General features: G+C 30.8%; 14 protein-coding genes. 2 read left to right on the forward strand and 12 right to left on the reverse strand.

Annotation, left to right across the window (positions count from 1 at the left end; all coding sequences use genetic code 11):
• Positions 1-135: 135 nt before the first annotated feature.
• The 3 genes from ettA to P161_RS0100590 form a co-directional block, all read right to left on the reverse strand.
• Positions 136-1,827, reverse strand: coding sequence for an energy-dependent translational throttle protein EttA (gene ettA / locus P161_RS0100580; protein ID WP_026775162.1), 1,692 nt, complete (start codon positions 1,825-1,827; stop codon positions 136-138).
• A gap of 51 nt (positions 1,828-1,878) precedes the next feature.
• A complete protein-coding gene (locus P161_RS19625; RefSeq protein ID WP_197026313.1) occupies positions 1,879-2,055 on the reverse strand; it encodes a CAL67264 family membrane protein in 177 nt (58 codons plus the stop codon).
• 61 nt (positions 2,056-2,116) lie between these two features.
• Positions 2,117-4,144, reverse strand: coding sequence for an FAD-dependent oxidoreductase (locus tag P161_RS0100590; RefSeq protein WP_368086197.1), 2,028 nt, complete (start codon positions 4,142-4,144; stop codon positions 2,117-2,119).
• 209 nt (positions 4,145-4,353) lie between these two features.
• On the opposite strand from P161_RS0100590, the gene P161_RS0100595 reads away from it, so the two are divergent.
• Complete coding sequence (locus tag P161_RS0100595) at positions 4,354-5,742, forward strand: NAD-dependent succinate-semialdehyde dehydrogenase (RefSeq protein ID WP_026775164.1); 1,389 nt, start codon at positions 4,354-4,356, stop codon at positions 5,740-5,742.
• Positions 5,743-5,858: 116 nt separating this feature from the next.
• On the opposite strand, the gene P161_RS0100600 is transcribed toward P161_RS0100595, so the two are convergent.
• From P161_RS0100600 to P161_RS0100625, 6 genes are all read right to left on the reverse strand, one after another.
• Positions 5,859-6,563, reverse strand: a complete 705-nt coding sequence (locus tag P161_RS0100600) for a pirin family protein (protein WP_026775165.1) — start codon at positions 6,561-6,563, stop codon at positions 5,859-5,861.
• 50 nt (positions 6,564-6,613) lie between these two features.
• Entirely contained in the window at positions 6,614-7,483 is an 870-nt protein-coding gene (locus tag P161_RS0100605; protein WP_026775166.1) for a pirin family protein, read from the reverse strand.
• Positions 7,484-7,643: 160 nt separating this feature from the next.
• Positions 7,644-8,081, reverse strand: a complete 438-nt coding sequence (locus tag P161_RS0100610; RefSeq protein ID WP_026775167.1) for a MarR family winged helix-turn-helix transcriptional regulator — start codon at positions 8,079-8,081, stop codon at positions 7,644-7,646.
• A 393-nt stretch (positions 8,082-8,474) separates the two neighbouring features.
• Positions 8,475-8,723 (reverse strand): glutaredoxin domain-containing protein, encoded by a 249-nt coding sequence (locus P161_RS0100615; protein ID WP_026775168.1) that lies wholly within the window; start codon positions 8,721-8,723, stop codon positions 8,475-8,477.
• A 3-nt stretch (positions 8,724-8,726) separates the two neighbouring features.
• Positions 8,727-9,260, reverse strand: a complete 534-nt coding sequence (locus P161_RS0100620) for an NADPH-dependent FMN reductase (protein WP_026775169.1) — start codon at positions 9,258-9,260, stop codon at positions 8,727-8,729.
• Positions 9,261-9,522: 262 nt separating this feature from the next.
• Positions 9,523-9,924 (reverse strand): OsmC family protein, encoded by a 402-nt coding sequence (locus P161_RS0100625; RefSeq protein WP_026775170.1) that lies wholly within the window; start codon positions 9,922-9,924, stop codon positions 9,523-9,525.
• Positions 9,925-10,173: 249 nt separating this feature from the next.
• On the opposite strand from P161_RS0100625, the gene P161_RS0100630 reads away from it, so the two are divergent.
• Positions 10,174-12,042 carry an ATP-binding protein gene (locus P161_RS0100630; protein ID WP_026775171.1) on the forward strand — a complete coding sequence of 623 codons (1,869 nt, stop codon included), beginning with the start codon at positions 10,174-10,176 and terminating at the stop codon, positions 12,040-12,042.
• A gap of 281 nt (positions 12,043-12,323) precedes the next feature.
• On the opposite strand, the gene P161_RS0100635 is transcribed toward P161_RS0100630, so the two are convergent.
• From P161_RS0100635 to P161_RS0100645, 3 genes are all read right to left on the reverse strand, one after another.
• Positions 12,324-14,015, reverse strand: coding sequence for a hypothetical protein (locus P161_RS0100635; RefSeq protein WP_026775172.1), 1,692 nt, complete (start codon positions 14,013-14,015; stop codon positions 12,324-12,326).
• Positions 14,016-14,184: 169 nt separating this feature from the next.
• Positions 14,185-14,709 (reverse strand): hypothetical protein, encoded by a 525-nt coding sequence (locus P161_RS0100640; protein WP_026775173.1) that lies wholly within the window; start codon positions 14,707-14,709, stop codon positions 14,185-14,187.
• 456 nt (positions 14,710-15,165) lie between these two features.
• The gene (locus P161_RS0100645) at positions 15,166-16,401 is read right to left on the reverse strand and encodes a DUF6638 family protein (protein WP_026775174.1); all 1,236 of its coding nucleotides are present in this window, start codon (positions 16,399-16,401) and stop codon (positions 15,166-15,168) included.
• Positions 16,402-16,435: the final 34 nt, after the last annotated feature.

The raw sequence follows: 16,435 nt of genomic DNA on the forward strand, positions 1-16,435 counted from the left end.
TTTTGATTAAAATAACTTAATATATTTTATTGATTCATAATACACTATTACCAAAAAAACAACCCTCACTTTTAAAGTGAGGGTTGTTTTTTTAAATGATTCTAACTAATCATATTTATTTTTCAGTACAAACTTCTATCGAATTAATTTTTTGTACTTCAAACGTTTTGGCATTAAATCTCCACCTAAACGTTTCTTCTTATTTTCTTCATAATCAGAAAAAGAACCTTCAAAGAAATATACTTCACTATTACCTTCAAAAGCCAAAATATGTGTACAAACTCTATCTAAAAACCATCTATCGTGACTAATAACCACTGCACAACCTGCAAAATTTTCTAAACCTTCTTCTAAGGCTCTTAATGTATTCACATCCAAATCGTTGGTTGGCTCATCTAAAAGTAAAACGTTTCCTTCTTCTTTTAAAGTCATTGCTAAATGCAAACGGTTACGTTCTCCTCCAGAAAGTGTATCTACTTTTTTGTTTTGCTCACTTCCGGAAAAGTTAAATCTACTTAAATAGGCTCTAGAATTTACTTGCTTTCCTCCCATCATTACTAAATCTTGTCCTTCAGAAAAGTTTTCCCAAATAGATTTATCTGGGTTGATATTTGAATGTGCTTGATCTACATAGGCAATTTTTGCAGTTTCACCAACATTAAACGTTCCAGCATCAGGAGTTTCTTCTCCCATAATCATTTTAAAAATAGTCGTTTTACCAGCACCATTGGGCCCGATAATTCCAACAATTCCTGCTTGTGGTAAATTAAACTCTAAGTTTTCGTATAATAATTTATCTCCAAACGCTTTAGAAACTCCAGTTGCTTCGATAACATTTGTCCCTAATCGTGGACCATTAGGAATGTAAATTTCTAACTTTTCATCCACTTGTTTTTGATCTTGACTCATTAATTTGTCATAGTTCTTTAAACGTGCTTTTTGCTTTGTTTGACGACCTTTTGCTCCTTGACGAACCCAATCTAATTCTCTTTCTAAAGTTTTTTGACGTTTAGAAGCTGTTTTACTTTCTTGCGCCATTCTTTGAGATTTTTGATCTAGCCAAGAAGAGTAGTTTCCTTTCCAAGGAATTCCTTCACCTCTATCTAATTCTAAAATCCAACCAGCAACATTATCAAGAAAATATCTATCATGCGTTACTGCAATTACAGTTCCTTTATATTGTGCTAAATGATGCTCTAACCAATGTACAGATTCTGCATCTAAATGGTTTGTTGGTTCATCTAACAATAAAATTTCTGGCTCTTGTAACAATAATCTACACAAAGCAACACGTCTTTTTTCTCCACCAGAAAGTACACCAATTTTCTTATCAGAATCTGGTGTTCTTAAAGCATCCATGGCAATTTCTAATTTGGTATCTAATTCCCAAGCATTGGCTGCATCAATTTTATCTTGCAACTCAGCTTGTTGGTTCATTAGTTTTTCCATCTTATCAGCATCAGAATACACTTCTTCCAAACCAAACATGTCGTTGATTTTGTTGTATTCATCTAAAATTGCAACAGTTTCTGCAACTCCTTCTTTTACAACTTCTAAAACCGTTTTTTCTGGATCTAATTGTGGTTCTTGCTCTAAATAACCAACTTTATAACCAGGAGAAAATGTAACATCTCCTTGATAATTTTTTTCTACACCAGCAATAATTTTTAATAAAGTTGACTTTCCTGATCCGTTTAAACCAAGAATTCCAATTTTTGCTCCGTAAAAGAAACTTAAATAAATATCTTTTAAAACTTGTTTTCCTGTTGATTGATAAGTTTTAGACAACTTATTCATCGAAAAGATTACTTTCTTATCGTCACTCATTTTTTATAATTTTATAAAATTTTTAAAACTGCTACTGAAAACTGTAGACTTTTACACACGTCCTTTTAACGCATTAAACACCCAAGCAATACAGAAAAATCCAATACCAACTGTTGCAAAACCCCAACCAGCAACATCATTGTATCTGTATGCACCTAATAAGATTAGTGCTACACCCATTCCTATCATTAAAAAAGTAGCCCAACCAAGAACGGTATTTTTATTCATTTCAGTAAATTTTTAATTCGTTAATTTAATTGACAAATATCCGAAAAATTCAGGAGATTTTCTACAATTCAGCAGCCAATCTTGCACCTTGATTAATGGCTCTTTTTGCATCTAATTCGCTTGCAAAATCTGCACCTCCAATTACATGAACCTTTTTGCCTAAATCTACTAAAGGTTGATACAACTCTTTAAAAGGTGTTTGACCTGCACAAATAACTACATTATCAACATCTAAAATAATTTCTTTTTCATTTTGGATATAATGCAAACCTTGGTCATCAATTTTGGTGTAAGAAACCTCACCAATAAACTGTACTTTTTTCTTTTTTAAGGTTGATCTATGAATCCAACCTGTAGTTTTACCAAGATTTCCTCCAAACTTTCCTTTGCTTCTTTTAAACATAAAAATTTCTCTTGGAGAAGGATGAAAATCTGGTTGTACACCTTCAATTCCACTTCTAGATTTCATCGATTTATCAATCCCCCATTCTTTTAACCAAGCATCAATATTTAATGCAGTAGATTCTCCTTCATGAGATAAATATTCTGAAACATCAAAACCAATTCCTCCTGCTCCAATTACTGCAACTCGTTTTCCTACTGGTTTTTTATCTTTTAAAACTTCTATATAACTTAATACTTTTGGATGATCAATTCCTTCAATTTTTAATTCTCTAGGTTTAATTCCGGTTGCTAAAATAATTTCATCAAAATCAGATTTTTCTAAATCTCCTACTGAAACTTTAGTGTTTAATTTTACGTCAACTTTATGCAAATCAATTTGTTTTTGAAAATATCTGATGGTTTCATAAAACTCCTCTTTTCCAGGAATTTGTTTTGCCATATTAAATTGCCCACCAATTTCTGAAGCAGCATCAAAAAGTGTTACAAGATGTCCTCTTTCTGCTGCAATTGTGGCTGCTGCCAAACCTGCTGGTCCAGAACCTACAACTGCAATTTTCTTTTGATTTGAAGTAGGATTGTAATTCAATTCGGTTTCATGACAAGCTCTTGGATTTACCAAACAACTCGCTACTTTTTTCTGAAATGCGTGATCTAAACAAGCTTGATTACAAGCAATACAGGTATTAATTTCATCACTTTTTTCTGCTTTTGCTTTGTTTACCCATTCTGGATCTGCCAAAAAAGGACGCGCCATAGAAATCATATCTGCATGTCCTTCTGATAAAACTTTCTCAGCAGTTTCTGGCATATTGATTCTGTTAGAAGTTATCAACGGAATTGAGATTTCTTCTTTCATTTTTTTGGTAACCCAAGTAAATGCGGCTCTTGGAACTGATGTTGAAATCGTTGGAATCCTAGATTCGTGCCAACCAATTCCTGTATTGATAATGGTTGCTCCAGCTTTTTCAATTTCTTTACCAAGTTGCACAACTTCTTCCCAAGAAGATCCTTTTTCAACCAAATCTAACATCGATAATCTGTAAATGATGATAAAATCTTTACCTACAGCTGCTCTTGTTTGTTTTACCAATTCAATTGGCAAACGCATTCTGTTTTCATAAGCTCCACCATAATTATCGGTTCTATTATTGGTTCTTTTTGCAATAAATTGGTTGATTAAATAGCCTTCAGAACCCATAATTTCAACACCATCATAATTTGCATCTTTGGCTAATTTTGCACAGTTTACAAAATCTCTAATCGTTCTTTTGATACCTGAAGCTTTTAATTTAAAGGGTTTAAAAGGTGTTATTGGCGATTTTATATTCGATGCTCCAACATTAAAAGGATGATAACCATATCGTCCTGAATGTAGAATTTGCATACAAATTTTACCACCTGCTTCATGCACGGCTTTTGTAACTTTTTGATGATTTCTTACATGTTTTTTAGAGCTCATTCTTGCAGAAAAAGGCGCTGTCCAACCTTGAATATTTGGGGCAATTCCTCCTGTTACTATTAACCCTACTCCACCTTTTGCACGTTCTGCAAAGTAAACAGCCATTTTTTCATAACCGTTTTTTTCTTCCTCTAAACCTGTGTGCATAGAACCCATTAAAATTCTATTTTTTAAAGTTGTAAATCCTAAATCTAATGGCTCAAAAATGTGTGTGTATTTCATCAATCTTAATTTTAATTTATTATGCACGCATAACAACTGCAAGATATGTTTTATTTCTCAAAAATATAACATCAAAAAACAGAATCTATAGTTCAATTACTCCTAATTTAACAATATTAATTATCATTTAAGTTAAGAACACAATGGATTGCAATCAATAAAAACCAAATTTAAAGTAATCTTTGTAGAGTAGAAAATTTAAAAATAGGAAGATGAGCGAAGACAAAACAATAAAAACGATAAATCCTGCAACAGGAAAAACTTTAGAAACGTATAATTATTTTTCTGATGCTGATATGAATTCAGCAATCGAAAAAACTCAAAAAGCTTTTTTAGATTGGAGACATCAATCTTTAGATAAACGTGCCAAAATAATTGGTGCAATTGGTAAAAAACTAATTGAATACAAAGACGAACTTTCTAAATTGATGACCAATGAAATGGGAAAAATTATTTCTCAAAGTAATGATGAAGTTGATTTGTGTGCTGGTATTTGTAAATATACTGCCAAAAATGGCCCTAAAGAATTACAAGATGAGCATCGTGAATTATTTACGGGAGGTAAAGGAATTGTAACGTATTCACCAATCGGAATTATTTATGGGATTCAGCCTTGGAATTATCCCTCTTACCAAGTTATTAGATATGCAATTGTAAATTTAATGGCAGGAAATGCAGTTTTATTAAAACACGCATCGAATGTAACTGGAACAGGCCTTTTATTAGAAAAAATATTTGTAGAAGCTGGTTTGCCAGAAAATTTATTTAAAACCTTGTTAATTTCTCACGACCAATCTGATGAAGTTATCAAACATAAAGATGTTAGAGGTGTAACTTTAACTGGGAGTTCTGATGCTGGAAAAAATGTAGGTCAAAAAGCAACTGCCGAACTTAAAAAAGTAGTTTTAGAATTAGGAAGTAATGATGCTTACATTGTTTTAGAAGATGCTGATATTGAATTAGCAGTTGAAAAATGTGTAAAAGGTAGAATTTACAATAATGGCGAAACGTGTATTGCTGCAAAACGTTTTGTAGTTGTTGATGCTGTTTACAATCAATTTAAGGATGCTTTTGTAAAAGCGATGAAGGATGTAAAAGTAGGAAACCCAATGGATGAAAATTCAGATATGGGACCCATGGCTAGAGAAGATTTACGTGAAACTTTGCATGAGCAAGTTGAACAAAGTGTGCAAAAAGGTGCCGAAATTTTATGTGGTGGAAAAATGACAAAAGGTGATGGTTTTTATTATCCTGTTACTGTTTTAGGAAATGTAAAACCTGGACAACCTGCTTATGATGATGAACTTTTTGGACCTGTTGCTTCTTTAATTAAAGCGAAAGATGAAAATGACGCCATGAAAATTGCCAACGATAGTAGATTTGGTTTAGGTGGAGGAATTTTCTCTAAAGATGAAGAAAAAGCTAAAAACTTAGCCAAAAATTATTTTGATACTGGAATGGTATTTATCAACGCATTTGGTTTAGCAGATCCTGCAATGCCTTTTGGGGGTGTAAAAAACTCTGGTTTTGGAAGAGAACATGGAGGTTTTGGAGTGAAAGAATTTGTGAACGTTAAAGGAATTACTTTAGGGGAAGCCTAAAATATCTTTATTTATTAAAAATAAAAAAATCGTTTTGAAAATTTCAAAACGATTTTTTATGTTTTACAGCAAGGGGTTTAAACCCCTTGTTATCTGAATTGGAAAATGCTTTCTTGTTACATAGGAACATCAATAATTAATAATTTGCTATTTTTTGATGCTTTTATACTTACTTTTTCTACATTTTCGATGCCAACTGCGTCTCTATTTTCTAAAACCTCATCTGCAACAGAAACTTCGCCATCAATTAAAAAGAAATAAGCTCCATTTTTTAATTCGTATTCCGTTTCGAAATCTTTATCTAAATCAATCATAGAAATATATCCTTGCTGATTGATGGGTAAAGAACCTTCTACCTGTTTGTCTTTTGGCGAAACCAACGTTTGAAATTTGTTTTTTCTACCTGCTGAAGCAAACATTTTTTGATTGTAATAAGGGGTTACTTCTTGCTTTTCTGGAAATATCCATAATTGTAAAAAGTTAGATGCAGTTGTTTTAGAATCGTTGAATTCTGAATGTGTAACTCCAGTTCCTGCACTCATAACTTGCACTTCTCCAACTTCTATAGAACGTTGATTGTTTATATCATCTTTATGAGAAAGAGCACCTGAAATCGGAATCGAAATAATTTCCATATTTCTATGAGGATGTGTACCAAAACCCATTTTAGGCTGCACAATATCATCATTTAAAACACGTAACATTCCAAAATTCATTCTATTTGGATTTTGATAACTGGCAAAACTAAAGGTGTGATATGATTTTAACCAGCCATGATTTGCTAGTCCTCTTGTGTCTGCTTTGTGAATTGTTTTTTTCATAATTTTATGATTTTAGCAAGGGGTTTAAACCCCTTGTTATAGTTGTTGTGTTAATACAAATACCCCATTTTTCCTTGTTGATAATCACGCATTGCTTCTAAAATTTCAGTTTGCGTATTCATTACATAAGGTCCATATTGAGTTATTTTTTCGTTGATAGGTTCTCCCGATAAAATCAATAGTGTACTTTTTTGTTTCGCTTCAAATTGAATGGTATTTCCATCTTGATTGAACACAATCATTTGGTTTTCTCCTTTTTTTAAAACGTCAGAATTATTGACTACAATTTCTCCTTCTAATACATAAATTAAAGATTGATGCGTTTCTGGAATATCAATTTCTAAGGTTCCTCCTGCTTCAGCATTTGCTGTAAAAACATTGACAGAAGTTTGCGTTTTTATCAAACCTGTTTTGTTATTCTGATTTCCTGCAATGATGTTTAATTGCACTTTTTTATCATCAGAAAACACCTTTGGAATTTGCTCATCTTCTAAATGTTGATAATTTGGTGTCATCATTTTATTTTTAGCAGGAAGATTTAACCACAACTGAATTCCTTCTAAATCTCCTCCTTTTTTCACGAACTCTTTTGTTGGAGCTTCTGCGTGAATAATTCCACGTCCAGCAGTTGTCCATTGAACTCCACCAGCTTTTACAACCATTTCGTTTCCTAAAGAATCTCTATGAAATTGCTCACCTTTGAACAATAAAGTGATGGGCTCAAAACCTCTGTGAGGATGAGGACCTAAATCAAAAGGATTGTTAAATTCGGAAATTGCATAAGGTCCATAATGATGTAACAATAAAAACGGATCAACATTTTCTATACCTTGAATTGGCAATGGCTGACGCAATTTTATAGGGCCCATATTTACAAATGGACTTGCAGTTTTATGTTGTATTGATTTTAGTTTTTTCATTTTGATTTAGCTTTAGAGTTGATTTTGGATTCTTTTAAATACCTACAAAGTTTTTTAAAAACTTGCAGGAGATTTCGTTGTTTTTTATTTCCCAAGGAAAATATTAACTTAAAAAAACGAATTTTATTTAAGTGTCTGAAACAAGTTCAGAGTAACAATGTCATCTTATTTTATCTAAAAGGTCACTTAAAATGGTTGCTTCTTCTTCTGTTAAATTTTCTAAAAAAGAAATATTATTATTTTCATCAATTGTGGTTAACAACTCTAAACCTTGGTTTGTTATTTTTACAAAAACGACTCTTCTATCATCATCACAACGTTCTCTTTCAATTAAGTTTTTATCACATAATTTATCCATTAAACGAGTTGCATTTGGCGCTCTTTCAATCATTCTTTCTTTTACAATTTGCACCTTTATTTTTGTTTTTGCTCCTCTTAAAATTCGTAAAATATTGTATTGCTGAGGCGAAATTCCATAAGGTTTAAAAAACTCATTTTCTTTACTACTCAACCAATTCGAAGTATATTTTAAATTGATTAATGCCTTTACTTTGTTATTCGTAAATTTAGATTTTATGTCTTTTGAAATGTCTCCCATTATTTAGTATTCAGTATTCAGTATTCAGTATTCAGTATTCAGTATTCAGTATTCAGTATTCAGTATTCAGTATTCAGTATTCAGTATTCAGTATTCAGTATTCAGTATTCAGTATTCAGTATTCAGTATTCAGTATTCAGTATTCAGTATTCAGTATTCAGTATTCGAAAATTAAAAAATCTACTTTATTAAAAAATAATAATTCTTGATTTTTTCTCAAATTCTTGTCTCTTGTCTCTTGTCTCTTCTTATTTTCTCTTGTTTGTGAAAATTGAACACATAGGGACATAGAAAACATAGTTCTTGTGGGGTTCTTCTCTTTGTTATCTGATCTTGGTTCTTTTCTCTTTATTCTTCAAACTTCCAACTTCACTCTTCTAGCTCCCAACTTTTCTAAGCTCTCAACTTTAAATCTTGCATTATCTTATTAAACTCTTCTGTTGTTGGTGTTAAAAAAACTTGATCATCCACAAATAATGTTGGGAATTTAGCAACCCCATTATATAATTCTTTGCTGTGTTCTCTTGCTTCTACATCTTTAGAAATATCTTTGTAGGTATATGGAACATCTGTTGAGTTTAAGAAATTTTTAAAGGCTACTGTATAAGCGTGTCCTTGTTTTCCGTATAAAGTTATTTTCATCATTTAGGCTTTTAGTGTAGCTTCAAATTGCTTAATTTTTTCTTTTAATTGAGACAATAAGTCATCATTTACAATGTTGCCTTCTTTAAAATTATCGTTAAAACTTGGTAACGAATAAGAAATAATTTCTTTTGCGCCCATAAAAGGGAATTTGGCAACACCATCACTCAAAACTGACTGTCCTCCTCTTGCTCCTGGTGAAGTAGCCATTAATAATAAAGGTTTGTTTCTAAAAACTTTGCTTTCAAGTCTAGAGCACCAATCAAAAATATTTTTAAAAGCTGCTGTATAAGATCCATTGTGTTCTGCCAGAGAAAGAATAAAACCATCATAATGATCTAATGATTCACTAAACTTTTTAATATCTTCTGGAAAACCATTTTTCTCTTCATCTTCACTGTACATAGTTACCTTTAAATCTCTTAAATCTACAACGTCAAAAGCGTTATTTTCTAAATTTTCAGCAGTAAATGTTGCTAATTTTTTATTGATGGATGTTGAACTTGTGCTTCCTGCAAATGCTAATATTTTTTTCATATTTTAAAATTATTTATATGTGTAATTGTTTAGGCGTTTAATTAATTTGATAGATATTTTGTTAATTTTAAACTGTTCTCGATACAATTTTTCGAAAAAGAAAAATCACTCGAACTGACAATTTTTGAACTCTAAATTAGTTTTTATAAAGACAATTCCAACAGTGATAAACTGAAAACTGCGACTGCCAATTGAAGACTGATTTACTGCCAACTGAAGACTGATTTACTGCCAACTACATACTGAAAAACTGCAAACTGAACTACTGAATACTCGTTTCTATCACAGTTTCTCCTTTTACCATTTTAGCTACAGGACATTTCCCAGCCATTTCTAGTAATTTGGTTCTTTGTGCTGCTGTAATTTCGTTTTCGAAAGAAATTTCTTCTATTAATGATTTTTTAACTCCTTGTGATGTTAATTCCTCTTTTTGTGAAACTAGTACTTTTATTTTACCAACATCCCAACCTTTTCTTTCTACAAACATTCTTAATGTCATGGCTACACAACCACCAATTGCTGTTAATAAATATTCTACTGGAGTTGGCCCTGCATCTCCTCCACCATCTTTTATGGGTTCATCTAACACCACAAAATGATTTCTCATTTTTGCTTCTCCTAAATATCTTTTTTCTGATAAAATTACTTCTGATTGCTGTTTCATTAGGCTTGTATCTTTTTCCAAAAAAAAATAAGGTATTTAGAAAATCTTTATTAAAATTCTAATACAAAGTTACATAAAATTATTTTATTTACCAAGGAAAATAAATCCAAGGAAATATATTGAAATGATTTTATTTTGAAAAGGGTGTTTTTCCTTTTGATGTTTTATGATAAACAACTAACTTCGTTAACTTATAGTTTAAGACAGTATAAAGTCGAATATTTTTAAGAAAGTGATAAAAGATACTAAATGAAAATAAACATTTCAAAAGCAATAAAACAATTCTTTCCCAACCCTTCACTAGATCTAGTCTATTTTGAAGCTATTGCAAATTCTTTAGACGCAAATGCTACTGAAATTAGTTTAAAAGTAAATATTCAATCATTTGAAAATTCGAAGTCTTTAGAAATTGAAATTACTGATAATGGAGAAGGATTTACAAATCGAGGATTTGATAGGTTTTGTGCTTTATTAGAGACAGATTCACCTGACAATAAAGGGTTAGGTCGTTTAGTTTTTTTAAACTATTTTAATAAAGTAAATTATGATTCTTTATCAAATGATTCCAAAAGAACATTTATTCTTGACAATAATTTTGAAAGAGAATTCGAGGCGAAAACATCCTTGAAAGAAAATGGAACAAAACTTTCTTTAAATAATTATAAATTAGAAGGAATTAAAACATATGATTATATAAGAGCCGAAACACTTGCAAAATCTATAGAATTACATTTTCTTCCAAGACTTTTTTTAATAAACAAATCTGGGAAAGAAGTAACAATAACAATTCTAGTTAATACTGAAATACCAAATACAGATAAAAATTTCTATTCAGACAAAAGAATAGTTTCTTCTAAAAAACTGCCTAAATTAAAAAGTAAATTATTTAAGATTGAACAAGCGGATTTGTATGCCAATTTTGAATTACTTTACAAGGTTGAAAAAGATTATGAAAATTCAAATTTAACAATTGCTCTAAACGCAGATAATAGAACTATACCAATTTCAGATATTATTTCAAAAGATAATATACCTCAAGGTCATAATTGTATATTTTTAATTCAATCGGAATACTTTAAAGGGAAGGTAGGAAATTCAAGACAAAAACTTGAATTAGAAAAGAATCAATTTAACGCATTAAAATATTCTATAATAAAAGAAATTAAAACTATTCTAGAAGTTGAAATACCTTCAATAATTGAAAGAAATAAAAATAAAAAAGATTTTCTTGATAAAAAATACCCACATTTAGAAGGCTATTTTAATGAAAATGTTGCTGGTCTTGTTGATAAAAACAAACTTCTTGAAAAAGCACAAGAAAGTTTTTTTAAGGATCAAAAAGAAACTCTTGAAGCAACTCATTTAACCGAAGCTTTATACAAAAAATCACTTGAAGTATCTTCTAGAGTCCTTACTGAATATATACTTTACCGTAATTTAATTATTCAAAAACTAAAAAGTACAAATCATAATAACAGTGAATCCGAGATTCATGAGATGATTGTACCAATGAGGGAAACTCTCAAAGTTAAAACATATTTCACAGATTTATACAGAAATAATGCTTGGTTATTGGATGATAAATTTATGTCATATAATACCATTTTAAGTGACCAAGAACTCTCTAAATTAATAGATGAGCTAGCAATTGAGGAGGAAATTAAGCAAGATAGTTCTACAAGACCAGATATTTCTATTATTTTCAATGGTAATCCTGAAAATCAAAAAGTTGATTTAGTAATAGTTGAACTAAAAAAACGTAAAGCTGGTCTTCACGAAAATGAAAAAGTAATAGGACAAATTCAAAGAAGAGCTAGAAGACTTTTAGAATATTACCCAAATAAAATTCAAAGAATGTGGTTTTATGGTATCGTAGATATTGATGATGATTTTGAGCTTTATCTAGATTCTAACGAATACACAGAGATTTTCAGTGTAGACAAAGCCTTCTACAAAACTCAAAAAATAGTTTATAAAGTAAGTGAAGAAAAAATTGAATGTCCAATAGGAATAACGATTTTATCGTTTGATGCTTTTTTAAATGATGCAGAAAAACGAAACGAAACATTTTTGAACATATTAAAGGAATCAATAAAAACTACCAACAAAAAAGTATAAAAATTATTAAGAATAAATTTCAATTAAAAAGTTTATAAACTTTAAATAATAATACTAAAAATAAATGCTTTTTAATCTCAAACTATTATATAAAGCATTAACAAGGAAAGACTAACAACTCCAAAAGCAAGCAAACAAGTCTAGCCCAGATTGAACGACCTGTTTGAGCTCTTTTTTGCCTTTTTCAGGCAAAAAAAGCGAGTAGTGAAAGCTGGAAATAGCTTCTAATAAAAATTATGTTGATTTTATAAAAAAGATTGCTTCGTAAACTCGCAATGACGTTAGTTGTTCATTTTAATAGAATCAATCTGTTTTTGTAAACGATTAATTTCTTCCAACTTTTTTTGTTGGGTTGATAACAACTGAATGGAATCTAAAACTGCTCGGTTTTGCTCTAGAATAGTTTTCTCTTTTTCGAAATAGATATTGGTGTTTTCACTTGTTCGCCAAGCTTCATTTAATTGCTCATACAATTCCTCATTCCACGTGCTTGGTTTTTTAGCATTGATCCAAACAACATCTCTGTATTCGCTATCTACCAAAGCTAAATCTGGAGTTGCAGAACCATCAAACTGTTGTGGATTGTCTTTGCTAATCGTGGAAACTGTGCCTAGAAAAAACAACCTTTTTTTACCTGCAATATTCTTTATATAAGGTCTGAATTCCACTGGCGTATTTGAATCCCAATCGAACTCTTTTTTAGATTCCCTTACCTTTAAATGCATTGCAGAGACGCCTGCATAGCCTTCTTTTTTTGAAGCGTGATCATAAAAATAAAAGTTGTTTGAACCATCTGCAGGAATAAAAACGCTATAACTTAAACTGGTTCGTTCAGCGCCAATTGGCTCTAAACCAAACCAATGATACAAGCCAGTAAAAGCGCCAGTTTTGGTATCAGAAAAATCGAAATCAGTTACATAAGGTTGTTGGTTTTGGTCTTTTGGCGCCAATGGAATTTTTACGGCACTTTTCATATTCCAAGGTAAAGGATCTGAAAAACCAGCTAAAAACTTTAAACTTTCGGCTTGCAAACGACTTACTTTTTCTGATAATGTATTTTGCTTGGTTAAGTAGTTGTAGTTTTTCATTTCGGCTGGAGAAATGTAGGTTCCTTTTCCGATGGTAATTCGCTCTAAATAATCTGTAAAATTGTGTTCGCCATTTTCTATAACCATGACTCCACCAAAACTTGGATAAGGAAAAAAGAAACCTTTCCATTTTATGAGACTCACCACTTGCACCCAAGCATCCTTGTCGTTTTTCATATAATAGGTGTCACTTGGCTCGTAATTGAACAACATCCAAGGGTTTAAACGCTGCACAACTGCATTGTAGGTATTTCTACTAAATCGTAAAGATTCGCCAATTGAGAAAGTTACAGGAATTCTGTTTTCGCTAGAAAAACGTGGAAAAGGTGTGGTACTTGATACCGAAAAAACCTCTTCAGTATTGTCTTTAATGCCTTGCCAATAATATTTTTCTGTTGGCTGAATAGCCATTGTCCATTGATTGGAATCGTCTACTCTTACCAAATGTGGCAGAGAAACATCTTTGGTTTCGCCCACAGATTCGTTTGCCATCGAAAAAATGTTTCTTAAAGGCTGAATTCTTTCGTTTTGTGTTAATGGCAATTCTACAATTTCGATTCTGTTTAAATCGTTAAACACATTGTAGGTTTGCATAAATGCGTACATTTTTGAGTGAAAACCTACGTAATAAATTGCGCCAAAAAATATTCCTAACAATACTAAAATACCAATTCTACTTCCTGTTTTTGCTGATTTCCTGAATTTTCTTAATCCAAAAAACAAGACTGTAAAACAAAGTAAAATGATGAAAATAAACTTTCTAAAAAATAATAATGCAGGTTGATAATCGTCTCTTAAAAAGAAAACTAAGGCTAGAAGGATGATTCCTAGAATTATTAAGTTTCTTTTTTGTTTTGTTCCTTTATGCCAATAATTTCTAATCATACTAAAATCCCATCTTAATCTTCCCAAAGGGAAGAAACTCGCAGCGTGAGCAACTGTTTTTTATATTATGTGTATCTTTTTCTACGAAAATTTAAGAATAATTATTCTTTTATTATGGTTTTGGGTAATCTTGTAAACTGCCACTGAATACTGCTACTGTAAACTTTTTTTATTTCAAAAATCCTTTATCTTTCAAACGTTCTCTTGCACTTTTTTCCTGTTCTTTTGGCTTTTCAATTTCCTCTTGTGCTTTTTCAATAGCAACTGGTTCTTTTGCTTTTATATCTTCAATAAAATCTTTTCCTTTTCCGATAACATCTTGAAATTTATCTTCTAAAGATTCTGATTGTTCATCTATAATTGCTGATGATTTAAATATAAATCCTGCCAAATACGTGCCCACTAAAGTCCCAAAAATCATGGAAGCAAAAAGCGAAATTGTTGCCAAATCAATTGGAATTAAAAAACGTGTGATTACAATTCCGAATAAAAATAAGGATGTGATAAAAACCAACCTCAATAAAAATGATTGCTGATAGACAAAGCCTTTTTTATCTGATGCTTGCATTTGCAATTCTTTGGAGTTCATCAATTTATTAAAAAAACGATACACACCATTTCCTTGAGATTCTCTCCAGAAAATAATGGCTCCAAAAAGTATGGATGCAATAAATATAATAAGTTCTAAAGTCATAATTTTTATTTTTCATGCAAGGTTTTCAAAACCTTGTAGGTATTATTTCTATTTAATTTTTATCTTACTATACCTAAAAGGTTCAAAAGAAACCTTGCAGGATGTTAAACCCACTATTTTCTTATTATAAATTATTGTTGTCCTATTAAAAAACTTTATAAACGTCCAAAACTCAAACTAAATAACCAAATATTTAATATATCGCCCTTTTAGGGCTTAACAAAAATTTAAAATAATTTTCTATTGATATTTCATCCCTCTGGGATTTTTTAGCTCTGTAAGAGCGATATATTAATAAAAAAACACAAAAATGTTATAAAGCTCTATAGGAGCGAAATTCAATCGGACAATAGTAATTATAAATATACAATTTTTTTATGTCAAGCTTCCAGCTTAATTCTTCCAACTCCAAACTACCAGCTTATGACTTCAAACTTCTAGCTCAATTTATCCAACCTAAAACCCATCCTTAATAGTCTCAACTACCCAATCTTGTTTTGTTTCTTGCCACGTTTTAAAGTTTTTATAAAAATCTTCTTTGTCATACCAATACCAAAATAACACATCTTTTGGAGCAATGTTGATGAGCAACTTCCAGATTAAATCTTGATGATTTGCTCTTAGTGATGAATGTGGTTTGTGTAATGCAAAATAAAATTCTTGATCCACAATATCATTCATTTTTGTGTCTTTATTTGTTTGTTTTTTATCCAAATAACGCTCAACACTCATTACTTTTTTACGCGTTTCTATATCGATTTTATTCAAATAACTTTTGAAAAGCATTTTGTCTTTTAAAATATCGTTTACATGATGTTGGGTTTCTTTTAAAGCTTCACCAAAAATAAAATTTTTGATTCGTTCGTATCTTTTTGTGGATACTTCTTCTGCTAAATTACACTCAATAATTAAGTGATCTCTTAATTGTCGAACCAATTCTGGTTGCAAAATATGAAACATCAAGACATCATAATTAGTGTCATTGATAGCCACTTTGTAGGCTTCCTTTTTCTCGAAAATTAAAATGGGTGTTATAAAGTTTCTTAACAAATAAATGCCGCCAAAAGCTTCTGTAAAAAATGAATCAGTTGTAAAAATAATGGGCTCTAAACGTAAATCTCTTTCTCTTAAATCGCCATATTTTTTTGCTGATGTTAACAACTGTTGATGCAAATTTTCATCAATAAAATTGGTGTCTTTTTTAAATGTTTCTATCAGTTTTAATTGGGCCTCTTTGGCTTTGTCTAAATCATCTATCAACCGAAAACTGATCTTTATATCTTGATATTTTAAAACATCTAAAGGTTCATAAAAAGCATCTATATTTTGATCAAAATCTACACAAATAGCTGAGTCTCTTGTAATATTATTAATCTTTTCATGATGTGTTTTAAAAACTAATTTCATCAATTCCACGTCAAAAGAATGAGATGGATTGTAAATTGGCAATCCTTTTTGCAATGGTGAAATTATAATTGCATGCGGATTTGCTTCGCCATTATTCAAATAAAAAACTTCATTTTTTTCTTCAGCAATTTCTGGACTCCAACCCAATCCATCAATAGAAAATGACGTTAATTTGGTTACAGTAAAACCTAATTTCACTAAACATTTGTTATAACGTTCTACTAATTTCCCACTGATTGGAATTAGTTCGCTTCTATATAGATTTGCTTGTTTTAGTTTGTTCATATGGCCTATCCTAAATCCTTTCCGAAGGAAAGGA

The organism is Polaribacter sp. Hel_I_88, assembly GCF_000687935.1.
Taxonomy (GTDB): Bacteria; Bacteroidota; Bacteroidia; order Flavobacteriales; family Flavobacteriaceae; genus Polaribacter.

What these genes read in the sequence shown, in the direction of transcription:
- ettA (WP_026775162.1), bottom strand. Translation starts at nt 1,827, where the DNA reads ATGAGTGACGATAAGAAAGTAATCTTTTCGATGAATAAGTTGTCTAAA.
- P161_RS19625 (WP_197026313.1), bottom strand. Translation starts at nt 2,055, where the DNA reads ATGAATAAAAATACCGTTCTTGGTTGGGCTACTTTTTTAATGATAGGA.
- P161_RS0100595 (WP_026775164.1), top strand. Translation starts at nt 4,354, where the DNA reads ATGAGCGAAGACAAAACAATAAAAACGATAAATCCTGCAACAGGAAAA.
- P161_RS0100600 (WP_026775165.1), bottom strand. Translation starts at nt 6,563, where the DNA reads ATGAAAAAAACAATTCACAAAGCAGACACAAGAGGACTAGCAAATCAT.
- P161_RS0100605 (WP_026775166.1), bottom strand. Translation starts at nt 7,483, where the DNA reads ATGAAAAAACTAAAATCAATACAACATAAAACTGCAAGTCCATTTGTA.
- P161_RS0100610 (WP_026775167.1), bottom strand. Translation starts at nt 8,081, where the DNA reads ATGGGAGACATTTCAAAAGACATAAAATCTAAATTTACGAATAACAAA.
- P161_RS0100615 (WP_026775168.1), bottom strand. Translation starts at nt 8,723, where the DNA reads ATGAAAATAACTTTATACGGAAAACAAGGACACGCTTATACAGTAGCC.
- P161_RS0100620 (WP_026775169.1), bottom strand. Translation starts at nt 9,260, where the DNA reads ATGAAAAAAATATTAGCATTTGCAGGAAGCACAAGTTCAACATCCATC.
- P161_RS0100625 (WP_026775170.1), bottom strand. Translation starts at nt 9,924, where the DNA reads ATGAAACAGCAATCAGAAGTAATTTTATCAGAAAAAAGATATTTAGGA.
- P161_RS0100630 (WP_026775171.1), top strand. Translation starts at nt 10,174, where the DNA reads ATGAAAATAAACATTTCAAAAGCAATAAAACAATTCTTTCCCAACCCT.
- P161_RS0100635 (WP_026775172.1), bottom strand. Translation starts at nt 14,015, where the DNA reads ATGATTAGAAATTATTGGCATAAAGGAACAAAACAAAAAAGAAACTTA.
- P161_RS0100640 (WP_026775173.1), bottom strand. Translation starts at nt 14,709, where the DNA reads ATGACTTTAGAACTTATTATATTTATTGCATCCATACTTTTTGGAGCC.
- P161_RS0100645 (WP_026775174.1), bottom strand. Translation starts at nt 16,401, where the DNA reads ATGAACAAACTAAAACAAGCAAATCTATATAGAAGCGAACTAATTCCA.